At 73.8% G+C, this 13,421-nt stretch carries 18 protein-coding genes; 12 read left to right on the top strand and 6 right to left on the bottom strand.

Going from position 1 to position 13,421, the window contains the following annotated elements:
• Positions 1-43 precede the first annotated feature (43 nt).
• Genes IE295_RS23020 through IE295_RS23010 form a run of 3 tightly spaced genes read left to right on the top strand, consistent with a single transcriptional unit; the run spans position 44 to position 2,656 of the window.
• The gene (locus IE295_RS23020) at positions 44-1,015 is read left to right on the top strand and encodes an ABC transporter ATP-binding protein (RefSeq protein WP_190065729.1); all 972 of its coding nucleotides are present in this window, start codon (positions 44-46) and stop codon (positions 1,013-1,015) included.
• 37 nt (positions 1,016-1,052) lie between these two features.
• Positions 1,053-1,889, top strand: a complete 837-nt coding sequence (locus IE295_RS23015) for an ABC transporter permease (protein WP_190065621.1) — start codon at positions 1,053-1,055, stop codon at positions 1,887-1,889.
• A 59-nt stretch (positions 1,890-1,948) separates the two neighbouring features.
• Positions 1,949-2,656: a hypothetical protein gene (locus IE295_RS23010; RefSeq protein WP_372478774.1), complete on the top strand. Its 708-nt coding sequence runs from the start codon at positions 1,949-1,951 to the stop codon at positions 2,654-2,656.
• A gap of 18 nt (positions 2,657-2,674) precedes the next feature.
• Here IE295_RS23010 and IE295_RS34685 read toward each other — a convergent pair whose 3' ends face one another.
• From IE295_RS34685 to IE295_RS22995, 4 genes are all read right to left on the bottom strand, one after another.
• Complete coding sequence (locus tag IE295_RS34685; protein ID WP_466319588.1) at positions 2,675-2,749, bottom strand: 50S ribosomal protein bL37; 75 nt, start codon at positions 2,747-2,749, stop codon at positions 2,675-2,677.
• A 98-nt stretch (positions 2,750-2,847) separates the two neighbouring features.
• The gene (gene ybaK / locus IE295_RS23005) at positions 2,848-3,360 is read right to left on the bottom strand and encodes a Cys-tRNA(Pro) deacylase (protein ID WP_190065620.1); all 513 of its coding nucleotides are present in this window, start codon (positions 3,358-3,360) and stop codon (positions 2,848-2,850) included.
• A 17-nt stretch (positions 3,361-3,377) separates the two neighbouring features.
• The gene (locus tag IE295_RS23000) at positions 3,378-4,115 is read right to left on the bottom strand and encodes an LON peptidase substrate-binding domain-containing protein (protein WP_190065619.1); all 738 of its coding nucleotides are present in this window, start codon (positions 4,113-4,115) and stop codon (positions 3,378-3,380) included.
• A 44-nt stretch (positions 4,116-4,159) separates the two neighbouring features.
• Complete coding sequence (locus IE295_RS22995; protein WP_190065618.1) at positions 4,160-5,767, bottom strand: oxidoreductase; 1,608 nt, start codon at positions 5,765-5,767, stop codon at positions 4,160-4,162.
• A gap of 184 nt (positions 5,768-5,951) precedes the next feature.
• Between IE295_RS22995 and hisD the strand changes: the two genes are divergently transcribed.
• The 8 genes from hisD to hisF are packed head-to-tail and all read left to right on the top strand — an operon-like array spanning position 5,952 to position 11,653.
• Positions 5,952-7,277, top strand: a complete 1,326-nt coding sequence (gene hisD / locus IE295_RS22990; RefSeq protein WP_190065617.1) for a histidinol dehydrogenase — start codon at positions 5,952-5,954, stop codon at positions 7,275-7,277.
• Positions 7,274-8,380, top strand: coding sequence for a histidinol-phosphate transaminase (locus IE295_RS22985; protein ID WP_190065616.1), 1,107 nt, complete (start codon positions 7,274-7,276; stop codon positions 8,378-8,380). Before hisD ends, IE295_RS22985 begins: the two co-directional genes overlap by 4 nt.
• Complete coding sequence (gene hisB / locus IE295_RS22980; RefSeq protein WP_190065615.1) at positions 8,377-8,970, top strand: imidazoleglycerol-phosphate dehydratase HisB; 594 nt, start codon at positions 8,377-8,379, stop codon at positions 8,968-8,970. Before IE295_RS22985 ends, hisB begins: the two co-directional genes overlap by 4 nt.
• Positions 8,967-9,134: a CG2302 family histidine operon protein gene (locus tag IE295_RS22975; RefSeq protein WP_190065614.1), complete on the top strand. Its 168-nt coding sequence runs from the start codon at positions 8,967-8,969 to the stop codon at positions 9,132-9,134. The genes hisB and IE295_RS22975 overlap by 4 nt, the downstream gene beginning before the upstream one ends.
• Positions 9,131-9,775: an imidazole glycerol phosphate synthase subunit HisH gene (gene hisH / locus IE295_RS22970; RefSeq protein ID WP_190065613.1), complete on the top strand. Its 645-nt coding sequence runs from the start codon at positions 9,131-9,133 to the stop codon at positions 9,773-9,775. The genes IE295_RS22975 and hisH overlap by 4 nt, the downstream gene beginning before the upstream one ends.
• Positions 9,775-10,500, top strand: a complete 726-nt coding sequence (gene priA / locus IE295_RS22965; protein ID WP_190065612.1) for a bifunctional 1-(5-phosphoribosyl)-5-((5-phosphoribosylamino)methylideneamino)imidazole-4-carboxamide isomerase/phosphoribosylanthranilate isomerase PriA — start codon at positions 9,775-9,777, stop codon at positions 10,498-10,500. The genes hisH and priA overlap by 1 nt, the downstream gene beginning before the upstream one ends.
• A complete protein-coding gene (locus IE295_RS22960; protein ID WP_190065611.1) occupies positions 10,497-10,901 on the top strand; it encodes a RidA family protein in 405 nt (134 codons plus the stop codon). The genes priA and IE295_RS22960 overlap by 4 nt, the downstream gene beginning before the upstream one ends.
• Positions 10,898-11,653, top strand: coding sequence for an imidazole glycerol phosphate synthase subunit HisF (gene hisF / locus IE295_RS22955; protein WP_190065610.1), 756 nt, complete (start codon positions 10,898-10,900; stop codon positions 11,651-11,653). Before IE295_RS22960 ends, hisF begins: the two co-directional genes overlap by 4 nt.
• 61 nt (positions 11,654-11,714) lie before the next feature.
• On the opposite strand, the gene IE295_RS22950 is transcribed toward hisF, so the two are convergent.
• Complete coding sequence (locus tag IE295_RS22950) at positions 11,715-12,251, bottom strand: DoxX family protein (RefSeq protein WP_190065609.1); 537 nt, start codon at positions 12,249-12,251, stop codon at positions 11,715-11,717.
• Positions 12,252-12,307: 56 nt separating this feature from the next.
• Positions 12,308-12,940, bottom strand: a complete 633-nt coding sequence (locus IE295_RS22945) for a TIGR03085 family metal-binding protein (RefSeq protein WP_190065608.1) — start codon at positions 12,938-12,940, stop codon at positions 12,308-12,310.
• 107 nt (positions 12,941-13,047) lie between these two features.
• On the opposite strand from IE295_RS22945, the gene hisI reads away from it, so the two are divergent.
• A complete protein-coding gene (gene hisI, locus IE295_RS22940; protein WP_190065607.1) occupies positions 13,048-13,416 on the top strand; it encodes a phosphoribosyl-AMP cyclohydrolase in 369 nt (122 codons plus the stop codon).
• Positions 13,417-13,421 lie beyond the last annotated feature (5 nt).

Genomic DNA, 13,421 nt, shown 5'->3' with positions numbered 1-13,421 from the left:
GGCGGAGCGGGGCGGCTCCCCGCGGCACACCGCGGGCGAGACGGTGTGTACCGTGCGCGGGCTCGTCAAGACCTATCCCGCCGCACGCTCCCGGCGCGGGGAGCCCGCCGCGGCCCCCGTGCGGGCCAGCGACGGCATCGACCTCGACGTCCGGCGCGGCGAGATCTTCGGCCTGCTCGGCCCCAACGGCGCCGGCAAGACCACGCTCGTACGCCAGCTCACCGGCCTGCTGCGCCCCGACGAGGGACGCGTCGAGCTCCTCGGCCACGACCTGGTCCGCCACCCCGAGCGCGCCTCCCGCCTCGTCGGCTACCTGGGCCAGGAGTCCACCGCGCTCGACGAGCTGACCGTCGCCCTCGCCGCCGAGACCACCGGCCGGCTGCGTGGCCTGGACCTGCGCACGGCCCGCGCCGAGCGCGACGCCGTCCTCGACGAGCTGGGCCTGGCCCCCATCGCCGGGCGGCCGCTGAAGAAGCTCTCCGGCGGCCAGCGCCGCCTCGCCTGCTTCGCCGCCACCCTGGTCGGCGACCGTCCGCTGCTGGTGCTGGACGAGCCGACCACCGGCATGGACCCGGTGGCCCGCCGCGCCGTGTGGGCCGCCGTCGACCGCCGGCGCGCCGAGCGCGGGGCCACCGTGCTGCTGGTCACCCACAACGTCATCGAGGCCGAGACCGTGCTGGACCGGGTCGCGGTGCTCGAGCGCGGCCGGATCATCGCCTGCGACACCCCGGCCGGGCTCAAGGAGCTCGTCGGCGACGACGTGCGGGTCGACCTCGTCTGGCGGGACGCCCCGCCGCTGGAGGTCCCCGAGGTCGCGGCCCTGCGCGACGTCGCCCAGGAGACCGGCCGCCGCTGGTCGCTGCGGCTCGGCCCCGCCGAGGCGCGCGCCGCCGTCGCCGCCGTGACCGGCGGCCCCGCCTTCGCCGCGCTCGACGACTTCACGCTCGCCACGCCCAGCCTGGAGGACGTCTACCTCGCCCTGGGCGGCCGCGAGAAGGGGCTGATGAAGGGGTGAGGGCCGTCCCGACCGGACCGAACAGGAGCTGTGCCGCGTGACTGCTGTATCCGCCGAAGCGGTGCCGGGGAAGGCCCCCGCCGGGGCCGGCCCCCGGCCGTGGTCCGAGGACGGCGGCGCCGCCCCGCTCGCGCCCAGGGCGCGGCTGCTGCCCGCGCTGGCGGCGGTCTACCGCGCGCAGCTCTCGCGTGCCCGCGTGGCGCGGATCCCGCTGCTGTTCGTGGCGACGTTCCAGTCCGTCGGCATCATGATCCTGATGCGCGGCGTCGTCGACGGCGGAGCCGAGGCGCGTGCCGTGGTGGCCGGGTCCAGCGTCCTGGTCGTGGCGTTCGTCGCGCTGAACCTCCTGGCCCAGTACTTCGGCCAGCTGCGGGCGAGCGGCGGCCTGGACCACTACGCCACGCTGCCGGTCCCGCCGGCGGCCGTCGTGCTGGGGGCGGCCGGGGCGTACGCGTCGTTCACCGCGCCCGGCACGGCCGTCACGGCGGTGGTGGGCAGCGTGCTGTTCGGGCTGCCGATGACGCACCTGTGGGTGCTGGCCGCGGTGATCCCGCTGGCGGGCGCGGCCCTCGCCGGGCTCGGCGCCGCCCTGGGCCTGCTGGCCCCGCGCCAGGAGCTGGCGACGCTGTGCGGCCAGCTGGGCATGTCGGCGGCGCTGCTGCTGGGCGTGCTGCCGGCCCAGCACATGCCGGCGCCGGTCGCCTACGCGCGCGACCTGCTGCCCTCCACCTACGGCGTGGAGGCGCTGGCGCGGAGCTTCGACGCGCACCCCGACTGGCTGCTCGTGACGGCCGACCTCGGGGTGTGCGCGGCCGTCGGCGTGGTGTCGCTGGCGGCGGCGACGTGGGCCTACCGCCGGGCGGCCGTGCGGTGACGCGCCGCAGCGACCGTCCTGGCTCCGGGGCGCCCGCGTCCACCTGGCACGATGGCGGGGTGACCGCACCGCTGACGCCGCACGGCAACTCCCCCTCCGAGCCCGGCCCCGGATCCGGCCCGGACCTTCCGCAGCATGTCGGGCACAAGGCCGGCGACACCGCGCCCGGCCTGTCCGAGGAGACCCGTACCGAGCTGCGGCAGGGCGCCCTGATCATGGCGCTCGTGACGCTCTGCGGCGTGCTGCTGGGGCTGCTGTGGCTGTGGCTGGCGCCGAGGGTGCCGCTGATCTCCGACGGCAAGGCCGTCTACCTCAAGAACACCGAGGGCGAGCAGGCCGTCGGCGCGGACGGCTGGTTCGGACTGCTGGGCCTGGCGTTCGGCGCGGTCAGCGCGGCCGTGGTCTTCCTCTTCCACCGCCGGGGCGGCATCGCGATCGTGGTGGGCCTCGCGGCGGGCTCGCTGCTGGCCTCGCTGATCGGCTGGCGGCTGGGCCTCTGGCTCGGCCCCACGGCCGACGTGGCCGGGCACGCCCGCGCCGTGGGCCAGGGCGTGGTCTTCGACGCGCCGCTCAAGCTCGCCGCCAAGGGCATGCTGCTGGCCTGGCCGCTGGCGGCCATGGCCGTCCACCTGGGCCTGACGGGCCTGTTCGGCCCCCGCGACCCCGAGCCCGGGCTCGAGCCGGGGCTCGAGGCCGAACCCGGGCCGGTGACGCACCGGCCCGGGACCGCGGGGACCGCGAACGGTCAGGACCAGGGCCTGTCCTAGGGCCTGCCCCAGGTGTTCCTAGGCCGGCCGGCGGCCGTGGTTGGCGCGGCCCTTCTTCAGGCGCCAGCGGCGTTTGCGGGTGCGCTTCGACATGGGGCATCCCTCCCTGCGCGGGGCCGCCCACGCGGCGGCCCGCCCCTCGGTCGTAGCGGAGGGCGCCCGCGCCGTCCAGCCCGCGCGCGGGCCACGGCTCAGCCGCGGGCGATCGGGGCGATCACCGCGTCCGTCAGAAGTGCCAGGTCGGCGGGGGAGAGCTCGACCTCCAGGCCCCGCCGCCCCGCCGAGACGCAGATCGTGGCGTGCGAGCGCGCGGAGGCGTCCAGCGCGGTCGGCAGGCGCCGGCGCTGACCCAGCGGGGAGATCCCGCCCCGTACGTACCCCGTCACGCGCTCCGCGGCCGCCGGGTCCGCCATCGCCGCCCGCTTGCCGCCGACCGCCGCGGCCAGCGCCTTGAGGTCCAGCGAGCCCGACACCGGCACCACCGCCACGGTCAGCGCGCCGTCCACGTCGGCCACGAGCGTCTTGAAGACCCGGCCCGGCTCCACGCCCAGCGCCCGCGCAGCCTCCTCGCCGTAGGAGGCGGCGGCCGGGTCGTGGTCGTAGGAGTGCACGGAGAACGCCGTGCCGGCCTGCTCGAGGGCGGTGATCGCGGGCGTCGCGCCCGCAGTCGCCCTCGCCGTGTTCCTGGGGGACTTCCTGGCCAAAGCGGTGGGTCCTTCGCCTAGTTGGGGCTGGTCGGCCGCCGGGTCAGATCGACGGCCGGCAGCGACGGCAGCTTGCTTATCACCGCGGTCTCGGCGCGCAGCAGCCGCAGCTCCTCCGTCAGCCGGGCCGCCGTGTCGGGCGCCTGGAGCAGGCGCTGCTTGGCCGGGGTGTCCAGCACCGCGGCCGCCGCCACGAGGTAGGACAGCACCCGCGGCTCGCCGGGCAGCTCCGCCTGGCGGGCCAGCGACGCCTCGCTCGCCCCGGCCAGCCGCTTCTGGTACGCCCGGAACGCCCGGACGACGCCGGCGGCGAGGGCGCCGGCCTCGTCGCCCTGCTGCTCCTCGATCTCCTCCACCTCACCCGTCAGGTACGGGCCCGAGGCGTCCACCGACAGCAGCCTGAAGCGCGTGGTGCCGGTGGCCAGCACCTCGTACGTGCCGTTCTCGCGCCGCCGGATCGTGGCCGCGTCGGCGACGCAGCCCACGGTGTGGAACGCCCGCAGCGGGTCGGCGCCGAAGCCGGAGGCCGGCCCGGGCTCCGGGCGGGCCTCGTCGGGCAGGCCCGGTGCACTGGGCGCCACCTCGTGCCCGTCGCGGATCGCGACCACGCCGAAGCGGCGGGGCGCGTCCTCGGGGAGCTGCGCCAGTTCGCGCATCATCGTGCGGTACCGCTGCTCGAAGACGTTCAGCGGCAGCACGAGGCCGGGGAACAGCACCGAGTTCAGCGGGAAGATCGGAAGGCGCGCGGTGGTCACGGCGGGTAAGCCTAATGGCCGTGCGTGCGGGCGGGCCGGGGATTTCACTGCCGGCGCAGCAGGCGCGAGGCTCCCGCCGCCACCGTCGTGGCGAGGATCCAGCCCAGGAGGGTGAGGACGGTCACCACCCACTGCTGGCCGCCGGTGGGGCGCCAGGCGGTGCCCTGGCCCAGGTCGATGACGGGCAGCAGCAGGTCCAGGGTGTACAGCTCGGGGTTCCACGCGGGGCCCTCGCCCTCCTTCAGGGGCGGCACCGGGCGGTAGGAGAAGTAGAAGCCCCCCAGCGCCCACAGCACCGCCATCCACACCGCCGCCCGCCCCGGGCGGTAGCCGTAGGCCACCGTCCAGTCCTGCAGGTACCCCCAGGCCTTCCCGGCCGGCGGCAGCGTCTCGCGCCGGCGGCGCTGCTTGGCGAGCAGCACCGCCCGCGCGTCGGCGTCCTCGCCGCTGGAGCGCAGGGCGCCCGCCAGCCGTTCGTAGGGCTCGGGGGCGTACTCGGGCGTGGCCGCGGCCACCCAGTCCAGGCGGCGGGCCAGCGGGAAGGAGCCCAGCGGGATCAGGTTCTCGTAGGTGAAGCCGGCCATCACCAGCCCGCCCGGGCCCGGCCAGCTGTCGTAGCGGTCGACCAGGTTGACCACCCGGGCCCCCGACAGCACCACCCGTCCCCGCTCCTGCCGCTCGCCGAGGAAGCGCAGCTCGGGCGTCTGGACGCGGCGCAGCGACAGCTCCTGGTCCGCCTCCATCACGAACCGGGCCTGGCTGAGGTCCACCGCGTCCCCGAACCGCCCGTCGTCCAGCCGCGCCCCGCCCAGGCACTCGAAGCGCCGCAGCCGGGGGCCGCGGTCGGGGGCGGGGGTGGTGGAGATGCCGTACGGGGGAGTGGCGCCGCCGGCGAAGCGGGAGCCGCCCACGCCCGCCGAGGTGAGGTAGAGGGTGCGCTCGACGGTCAGCTGGGGGGCGTTGAGGGCGCGGCGGCCGTAGGGGTTGTTCAGGGTGGAGCCGCGCAGGCTCAGCGAGGCCCCGATCGTGGCGCCGCGCATGCTCAGCTCGCCGTGCGAGCGCATCATCTCGGCCTGCAGGTCCTGTCCGACCGTCATCCCGTCGGCGGCTATGGACACCCCGCGCCGGTCCCGCCGCACCACCAGCTGGTTGAGCAGCAGGTCCGTGCCGATGTGCGCGTCGGTCAGGCGTATGCCGTGCTGGACGACGCAGCGCGGCAGGTGGAGGTCGCCGTCGGTGCGGATGCGCGCGGCCTCCACCCGGGGGATGGCGCAGCCGACCAGGCGCAGTGTGGTGAAGGTGCTCTCGGGCAGCAGCAGCTGTTGCTCGAAGCGGCAGTTGTGCAGCTCGACGTAGGGCACGACGGTGCCGCCGGACAGGTCGAGGGTGCCGGTGATCTGCACGCCGTTGAGCTTGAGCGCGGCCACCCGGCCGGGGCGGGCCGACGGGCCGTTCAGGAGCAGCAGGGCGACGACGCGGGCGCGCACGCTGCGGTCGGCGCCCCAGGTGTAGGGGGCGGAGGGGTCGTTCTGCTCGGGGCTGGAGGTGCGTAAGTCGTGGGTGGTGCCGTTGCGGAACGCCTCCCACATGTCCCGCTCGGCCGTGGTCAGCTCGAGGTCCGCGGGCGGCCCGCCGTCGTGTGGATCGGTCACGCTCGTCCCTCCCTTCACCCGTGGCGCCCGGCTATGGGCCCCATTCCCCTCGGGTGACTGTTCGAACACCCCTGGTGAGGGCCGATTGTCCGGCCCCGGTCGGAAAAAGATCAACTCTTTGGCCCCGTATCACTGAGTGGTACGGGGAGCCGTGCGGCGGGACGGGTCTGAGACAATTGGCCACGTGATCTCCCGAATCGATCTGCGTGGCGACGCCTTCCCCGTGAACGGCATCGACCGCGACCTGCTGCCCCGTGCCGAGCTCGACGTCGAGGCCGCCCTGGAGAAGGTGCGGCCCATCTGCGACGACGTGCATCATCGCGGCACGGCGGCGCTGATCGACTACGCGGAACGCTTCGACGGCGTGCGGATCGACCGGGTGCGGGTGCCCGCCGAGGCGCTGGCGCGCGCCCTCGAGGAGCTCGACCCCGCGGTACGGGCGGCCCTGGAGGAGTCCATCCGGCGCGCCCGCCTCGTCCACCGCGAGCAGCGCCGCACCGACACCACCGTCCAGGTCGTGCCCGGCGGCACGGTCACCGAGCGCTGGGTGCCCGTCGAGCGCGTCGGCCTGTACGTGCCGGGCGGCCGGTCCGTCTACCCCTCGTCCGTGATCATGAACGTGGTCCCGGCCCAGGAGGCCGGCGTGGGCTCCATGGCCGTCGCCTCCCCGCCGCAGGCGGACTTCGACGGCCTGCCGCACCCCACGATCCTGGCCGCCTGCGCGCTGCTGGGCATCGACGAGGTGTACGCGGCCGGCGGCGCCCAGGCCGTCGCCATGTTCGCCTACGGCACCGACGAGTGCCGCGCCGCCAACATGGTCACCGGCCCCGGCAACATCTGGGTCGCCGCCGCCAAGCGCCTGCTCAAGGGCCGCATCGGCATCGACGCCGAGGCCGGCCCGACCGAGATCGCCGTCCTCGCCGACCACACCGCCGACCCGGTGCACGTCGCCGCCGACCTGATCAGCCAGGCCGAGCACGACCCGCTGGCCGCCTCGGTGCTCGTCACCGACTCCGAGGAGCTCGCGAACGCCGTCGAGAAGGAACTCGAGACCCAGGTCGCCGCCACCAAGCACGTCGAGGACCGGATCGTGCCCGCGCTCAGCGGCCGCCAGTCCGGCATCGTGCTGGTCGACGGCATCGAGCAGGGCCTCGCGGTCGTCGACGCCTACGCCGCCGAGCACCTGGAGATCCAGACCGAGAACGCCGCCGCGGTCGCCGCCCGGGTGCGCAACGCCGGCGCGATCTTCGTCGGCCCGTACGCCCCCGTCTCGCTCGGCGACTACGCCGCCGGCTCCAACCACGTGCTGCCCACCGGCGGCTGCGCCTGCCACTCCTCCGGGCTGTCGGTGCAGTCCTTCCTGCGCGGCATCCACGTCGTGGACTACACGCGCGAGGCGCTGGCCGAGGTCGCCGGGCACGTGGTGACGCTCGCCGACGCCGAGGACCTGCCCGCCCACGGAGCGGCGGTCAGGGCGAGGTTCGACTGGAAGGTTCCGGACAGCAAGTGACGGGTATTGACGACCTCCCCATCCGGGACGAACTGCGCGGCAAGTCCCCGTACGGCGCCCCCCAGCTCGACGTGCCCGTACGCCTGAACACCAACGAGAACCCCTACCCCCTGCCCGAGCCCCTCGTCGCCCGCATCGCCGAGCGCGTCGCCGAGGCCGCCCGGCACCTCAACCGCTACCCCGACCGGGACGCGGTCGAGCTGCGCACCGAGCTGGCCGCCTACCTCACCCGCACCACGGGCCATGAGGTCACCGCGGCCGGGGTCTGGGCGGCCAACGGCTCCAACGAGGTCCTCCAGCAGCTGCTGCAGACCTTCGGCGGGCCCGGCCGCACCGCGATCGGCTTCGAGCCCTCGTACTCGATGCACGCGCTGATCTCGCGCGGCACCGGCACCGGCTGGATCTCCGGCCCGCGCCGCGAGGACTTCACCATCGACGCCGACGCGGCCGTGGCCGCCATCGCCGAGCACCGGCCCGACGTCGTCTTCGTCTGCTCGCCCAACAACCCCACGGGCACGGCGGTCGACGAGGAGACGGTCCTGCGGCTGTACGAGGCCGCGCAGGCGGCGAAGCCGTCGATGGTCGTCGTCGACGAGGCCTACGGCGAGTTCAGCCACCGCCCCTCGCTGCTGCCGCTCATCGAGGGCCGGCCCCACCTCGTCGTCTCCCGCACCATGTCCAAGGCGTTCGGCGCCGCCGGGCTGCGCCTGGGCTACCTCGCCGCGGCCCCGCCCGTGGTCGACGCCGTCCAGCTCGTCCGGCTGCCGTACCACCTCTCGGCCGTCACCCAGGCCACCGCGCTGGCGGCCCTGGAGCACACCGACACGCTGCTCGGCTACGTCGAACAGCTCAAGGCCGAGCGCGACCGCATCGTCACCGAGCTGCGCGCCATCGGCTGCGAGGTGACCGACTCGGACGCCAACTTCGTGCAGTTCGGACGCTTCGAGGACAGCCACGCCGCCTGGCAGGCCCTCCTCGACCAGGGCGTCCTGGTACGGGACAACGGCGTGCCGGGGTGGCTGCGGGTCACCGCGGGCACGCCCGCCGAGAACGACGCGTTCCTGGACGCGGTACGCGCCATTCGCAAGGAGAACAACTCATGAGTCGCGTTGGACGCGTCGAACGCACCACCAAGGAGACGTCCGTCCTCGTCGAGATCGACCTCGACGGCACCGGGCAGGTCGACGTGTCGACCGGGGTCGGCTTCTTCGACCACATGCTCGACCAGCTCGGCCGCCACGGCCTCTTCGACCTCACCGTCAAGACCGACGGCGACCTGCACATCGACACCCACCACACCATCGAGGACACCGCCCTCGCGCTCGGCGCCGCCTTCCGGCAGGCCCTCGGCGACAAGGTGGGCATCTACCGCTTCGGCAACTGCACCGTGCCCCTGGACGAGTCCCTCGCCCAGGTGACCGTGGACCTCTCCGGCCGGCCGTACCTGGTGCACACCGAGCCCGAGAACATGGCGCCGATGATCGGTGCGTACGACACGACGATGACCCGGCACATCCTGGAGTCCTTCGTCGCACAGGCCCAGATCGCGCTGCACGTCCACGTCCCGTACGGGCGCAACGCCCACCACATCGTCGAGTGCCAGTTCAAGGCCCTGGCCCGGGCCCTGCGCTACGCCAGCGAGCACGACCCGCGGGCCGCCGGAATTCTCCCGTCCACGAAGGGTGCGCTGTGACAGGCCTGTCGACTGTTCTGATCGTTGTCGGACTGTTCCTGATAGGCGGCATCATCTCCTTCCTCAAGCAGGGCATGCCCAAGAGCGTGATCACCCTGCTGGGGGTCGGTGCGGCGATGTGCCTGACCGCCGGTGTGATGCGTATCGAAGGGCTGTGGTCATGAGTTCCCCCGCCAAGAAGGTCGTCGTCTTCGACTACGGCTTCGGCAACGTCCGTTCCGCCGAGCGGGCCCTGGCCCACGTCGGCGCGGACGTCGAGATCACCCGCGACTACGACAAGGCCATGAACGCCGACGGGCTGCTCGTCCCCGGCGTCGGCGCCTTCGACGCCTGCATGCGGGGGCTGCGCGCCGCGCGCGGCGACTGGGTCATCGGGCGCCGGCTCTCCGGCGGCCGTCCCGTCATGGGCATCTGCGTCGGCATGCAGATCCTCTTCGAACGCGGCATCGAGCACGGCGTGGAGACCGAGGGCCTCGACGAGTGGCCCGGAACGGTCGAGCCGCTCAAGGCCGACGTCGTGCCGCACATGGGCTGGAACACCGTCACCCCGGCCGAGGACTCGCGCCTCTTCGCCGGCCTGGACGCGGACACCCGGTACTACTTCGTGCACTCCTACGCGGTGCGCGAGTGGAGCCTGGAGGTCGGCAACGCCAACATCCGCGCCCCCAAGGTCACCTGGGCCACGCACGGCGAGCCGTTCGTCGCCGCCGTGGAGAACGGCCCGCTGTGGGCCACCCAGTTCCACCCCGAGAAGTCCGGCGACGCCGGATCCCAGCTGCTGACCAACTGGATCGAGACGCTCTGATGCCGAAGCTCGAACTCCTGCCCGCCGTCGACGTCCGTGACGGCCAGGCCGTCCGCCTCGTGCACGGCGAGTCCGGCTCCGAGACCTCCTACGGCGACCCGATGGCCGCCGCGCAGGCCTGGCAGCGCTCGGGCGCCGAGTGGCTGCACCTGGTCGACCTGGACGCCGCCTTCGGCACCGGCGACAACCGCGCCCAGGTCACCGAGGTCGTCCGCTCGATGGACATCAAGGTCGAGCTGTCCGGGGGCATCCGCGACGACGCCTCGCTCGCCGCCGCCCTCGCCACCGGCTGCACCCGCGTCAACCTCGGCACCGCCGCCCTGGAGACCCCCGAATGGGTCGCCAAGGTCATCGCCGAGCACGGCGACCGCATCGCGGTCGGCCTGGACGTGCGGGGCACCACCCTGCGCGGCCGCGGCTGGACCAGCGACGGCGGCGACCTCTACGAGACCCTCGCCCGCCTCGACTCCGAGGGCTGCGCCCGCTACGTGGTCACCGACATCGCCAAGGACGGCACCCTCCAGGGCCCGAACCTGGAGCTGCTGAAGAACGTCTGCGCGGCCACCGACAAGCCGGTCGTCGCCTCCGGCGGCGTCTCCTCCCTTGACGATCTGCGTGCGCTCGCCACCCTGGTACCTCAGGGGGTCGAAGGCGCCATCATCGGCAAGGCCCTCTACGCCAAGGCGTTCACCTTGGAAGAGGCCCTGGAGGCAGTGTCCGTATGAGCCAGACCCCGGCCCCGCAGCGCGTGCAGACTGACAGTCCCTGGGAAGAGTCGATCGGATTCGCACGTGCCGTGGCGGCCGGGGACCGGGTCCTCGTGGCCGGGACGATGCCCCTGGTGAAGGGCGTCCTCCACGGCGAGGGAGACCCGTACGAGCAGACGCTGGTGGCGTTCGGCAACGCGCTCGACGCGCTGAAGCACTTCGGCCTCGGCGCCGAGTCGGTCGTCCGCACCCGCATGTACCTGACCCACGCGCGCGACGTCGACGCCGTCGGCCGGGCCCACAAGGAGCTCTTCGAGGGCGTCCGCCCGGCCTCCACCCTGGTGGTGGTCTCCGGCTTCGTCGACTCGCGCGTCCTGGTCGAAGTAGAAGTAGAAGCATTCAGAGGAGAACCGGCGTGACCCTCGCCGTGCGAGTCATCCCCTGCCTGGACGTGGACAACGGCCGGGTCGTCAAGGGCGTCAACTTCCAGAACCTGCGCGACGCGGGCGACCCCGTCGAAATGGCCCGCGTCTACGGGCGGGAGGGCGCCGACGAGCTGACGTTCCTCGACATCACCGCCTCCTCCGGCAACCGCGAGACCACGTACGACGTCGTGCGCCGCACGGCCGAGGAGGTCTTCATCCCCCTCACCGTCGGCGGCGGCGTGCGCACCGCCGAGGACGTCGACAAGCTGCTGCGGGCCGGCGCCGACAAGGTCGGCGTCAACACCGCCGCGATCGAGCGGCCCGAGCTGATCCGCGAGATCGCCGAGCGCTTCGGGCGGCAGGTCCTGGTCCTGTCGGTCGACGCCCGGCGCACCCCCTCGGGCTCCTTCGAGGTCACCACCCACGGCGGCCGCCGCGGCACCGGCCTCGACGCCGTCGAGTGGGCGCACCGGGCCGCCGAGCTCGGCGCCGGGGAGATCCTGCTGAACTCCATGGACGCCGACGGCACCAAGGACGGCTACGACACGGAGATGATCAGGGCGGTGCGCAAGCACGTCACGGTCCCGGTCATCGCCAGCGGCGGCGCCGGACGCCTCGAGCACTTCGCCCCGGCGGTCGAGGCCGGCGCGGACGCGGTGCTGGCCGCCTCGGTCTTCCACTTCGGCGACCTGCGGATCGCGGACGTCAAGGGCGCGCTGCGGGACGCGGGGCACCCGGTCCGCTGAGCCCGTTCCGGGGGCCGGCCCGCCGGCCCCCGGACGTCGCTGCCCCGGACGTCGCGGCCCTTCAGTCCCGGATCAGCAGGAACACCGCTCCCAACACCACCGCCAGCGCGATCGCCGCCACCCCGTACACCAGCCGGTGCGTCCGCAGCCCCGGCAGGAAGTGGTCCACCGCGTACTCCCCGGGCCCGGTCAGCGCCAGCGCCGTGGCCGAGACGGCCAGCAACAGGGTGAATTCCACCCCCTTGGGCAGGAAGAAGGCTCCCCAGGTCACGCCCAGCGCGTTGATCATGGTCCCCAGCACCGCGGCGGCCGCGAGCGGCGTGAGCAGCCCCAGGAACAGCCCGGCCCCGCCCAGCGTCTCGCTGAGCGCGGCCACCACGGCCATGGCTTTGCCCGCCGGATAGCCCGACAGGGTGAAGAACTTCGCCGTTCCGTCGAGCCCCGGCCCGTCGAACCAGCCGAAGAGCTTCTGCGTGCCGTGCCCCATCATGATGATCCCCACCATGAGGCGCAGCAGCAGGAGCCCCAGGGAGACGCCGGTCTGTGACGAGGAGGGGTACGGGGATTCGCCGAAGAGGGATCTGCTGCGGAAAGCCATGGTCGGAGCCTTCTTCCGTGCGTCGGGTGTAGGTGTCCGATGCGGCCCCCGAGTCTTTAGATACCCAGTTTCGCCCCCCTGAGCTTCGCCAGCGCGTCCTCGTCGCCCTCCGTCTTGACGCGGGCCGCGTCCTGACGGCCGAAACCGAAGAGGGTCAGCTCGCCGGGCTCCCCGGTGACGGTGACGACCGGTGCGCCCCGGTGGGCGACCGCCGTGCGCCCGTCGGGGCGTCTGAGCACCAGCCCCACCGGCGACCGGCGGCCGAGGAGGCGGGCCGTCCGCTCCAGCCGGCTCCACAGCGCGTCGGCGAAGACCGGGTCGAGCTCGCGCGGCGTCCACTCCGGCTGGGCGCGGCGCACGTCCTCGGTGTGGACGTAGAACTCGACGGTGTTCGCCGCCTCGTCCACCGGCTTGAGCGCGTACGGCGACAGGCGCGGCGGACCGGTGCGGATGAGCTGGACGAGTTCCTCGTAGGGCTTGGCGGCGAATTCCGCCTGCACCCGCTCCAGGCGGGCGGCCAGTGGCTTGAACACGATGCCGGCGGCCGCGTCCGAGCGCCGCTCGCGCACCACGACGTGCGCGGCGAGATCACGGGCGCGCCAGTCGGCGCAGAGCGTCGGGGCGTCGGGGCCCACCGTCTCCAACAGATCGGCGAGGAGCAGACGTTCGCGCTGGGCATGAGTTGACATGCCGTCACCCTACGGCCGGCCCTCGCGCCCGGCCATGCCGCCGCGCCCCGCCCCGCCCGGCACGGCGACGGCGAACGCGGCGGTGCGGCGGAGGCACAATGGAGCACATGACCGGCAACGCCCGCCCTTCCTCCGCCCTCGACCCCGCCATCGCCGCCCGCCTCAAGCGCGGCGCCGACGGCCTGGTCCCCGCCATCGCCCAGCAGTACGACACCGGCGAGGTGCTGATGCTGGGCTGGATGGACGACGAGGCGCTCCACCGCACCCTGACCACCGGCCGCTGCACCTACTGGAGCCGCAGCCGCCAGGAGTACTGGGTCAAGGGCGACACCTCCGGCCACGTCCAGCACGTGAAGTCGGTGGCGCTGGACTGCGACGCGGACACCATCCTGGTGAAGGTCGACCAGACCGGCCCGGCCTGCCACACCGGCACGCGCACCTGCTTCGACGCCGACTCCCTCCCGCTGGCCCAGTAGGCTCC

This window comes from Streptomyces griseocarneus (assembly GCF_014655595.1).
GTDB classification, from domain to species: domain Bacteria; phylum Actinomycetota; class Actinomycetes; order Streptomycetales; family Streptomycetaceae; genus Streptomyces; species Streptomyces griseocarneus.
Note: the sequence above shows the minus strand (reverse complement) of the source record. Positions and strands in the feature narration are given on the sequence as shown.

Coding starts and splice junctions, on each gene's coding strand:
- hisB (WP_190065615.1), top strand. CDS start 8,377: ATGAGTCGCGTTGGACGCGTCGAACGCACCACCAAGGAGACGTCCGTC.
- hisH (WP_190065613.1), top strand. CDS start 9,131: ATGAGTTCCCCCGCCAAGAAGGTCGTCGTCTTCGACTACGGCTTCGGC.
- priA (WP_190065612.1), top strand. CDS start 9,775: ATGCCGAAGCTCGAACTCCTGCCCGCCGTCGACGTCCGTGACGGCCAG.
- IE295_RS22960 (WP_190065611.1), top strand. CDS start 10,497: ATGAGCCAGACCCCGGCCCCGCAGCGCGTGCAGACTGACAGTCCCTGG.
- IE295_RS22950 (WP_190065609.1), bottom strand. CDS start 12,251: ATGGCTTTCCGCAGCAGATCCCTCTTCGGCGAATCCCCGTACCCCTCC.
- IE295_RS22945 (WP_190065608.1), bottom strand. CDS start 12,940: ATGTCAACTCATGCCCAGCGCGAACGTCTGCTCCTCGCCGATCTGTTG.
- hisI (WP_190065607.1), top strand. CDS start 13,048: ATGACCGGCAACGCCCGCCCTTCCTCCGCCCTCGACCCCGCCATCGCC.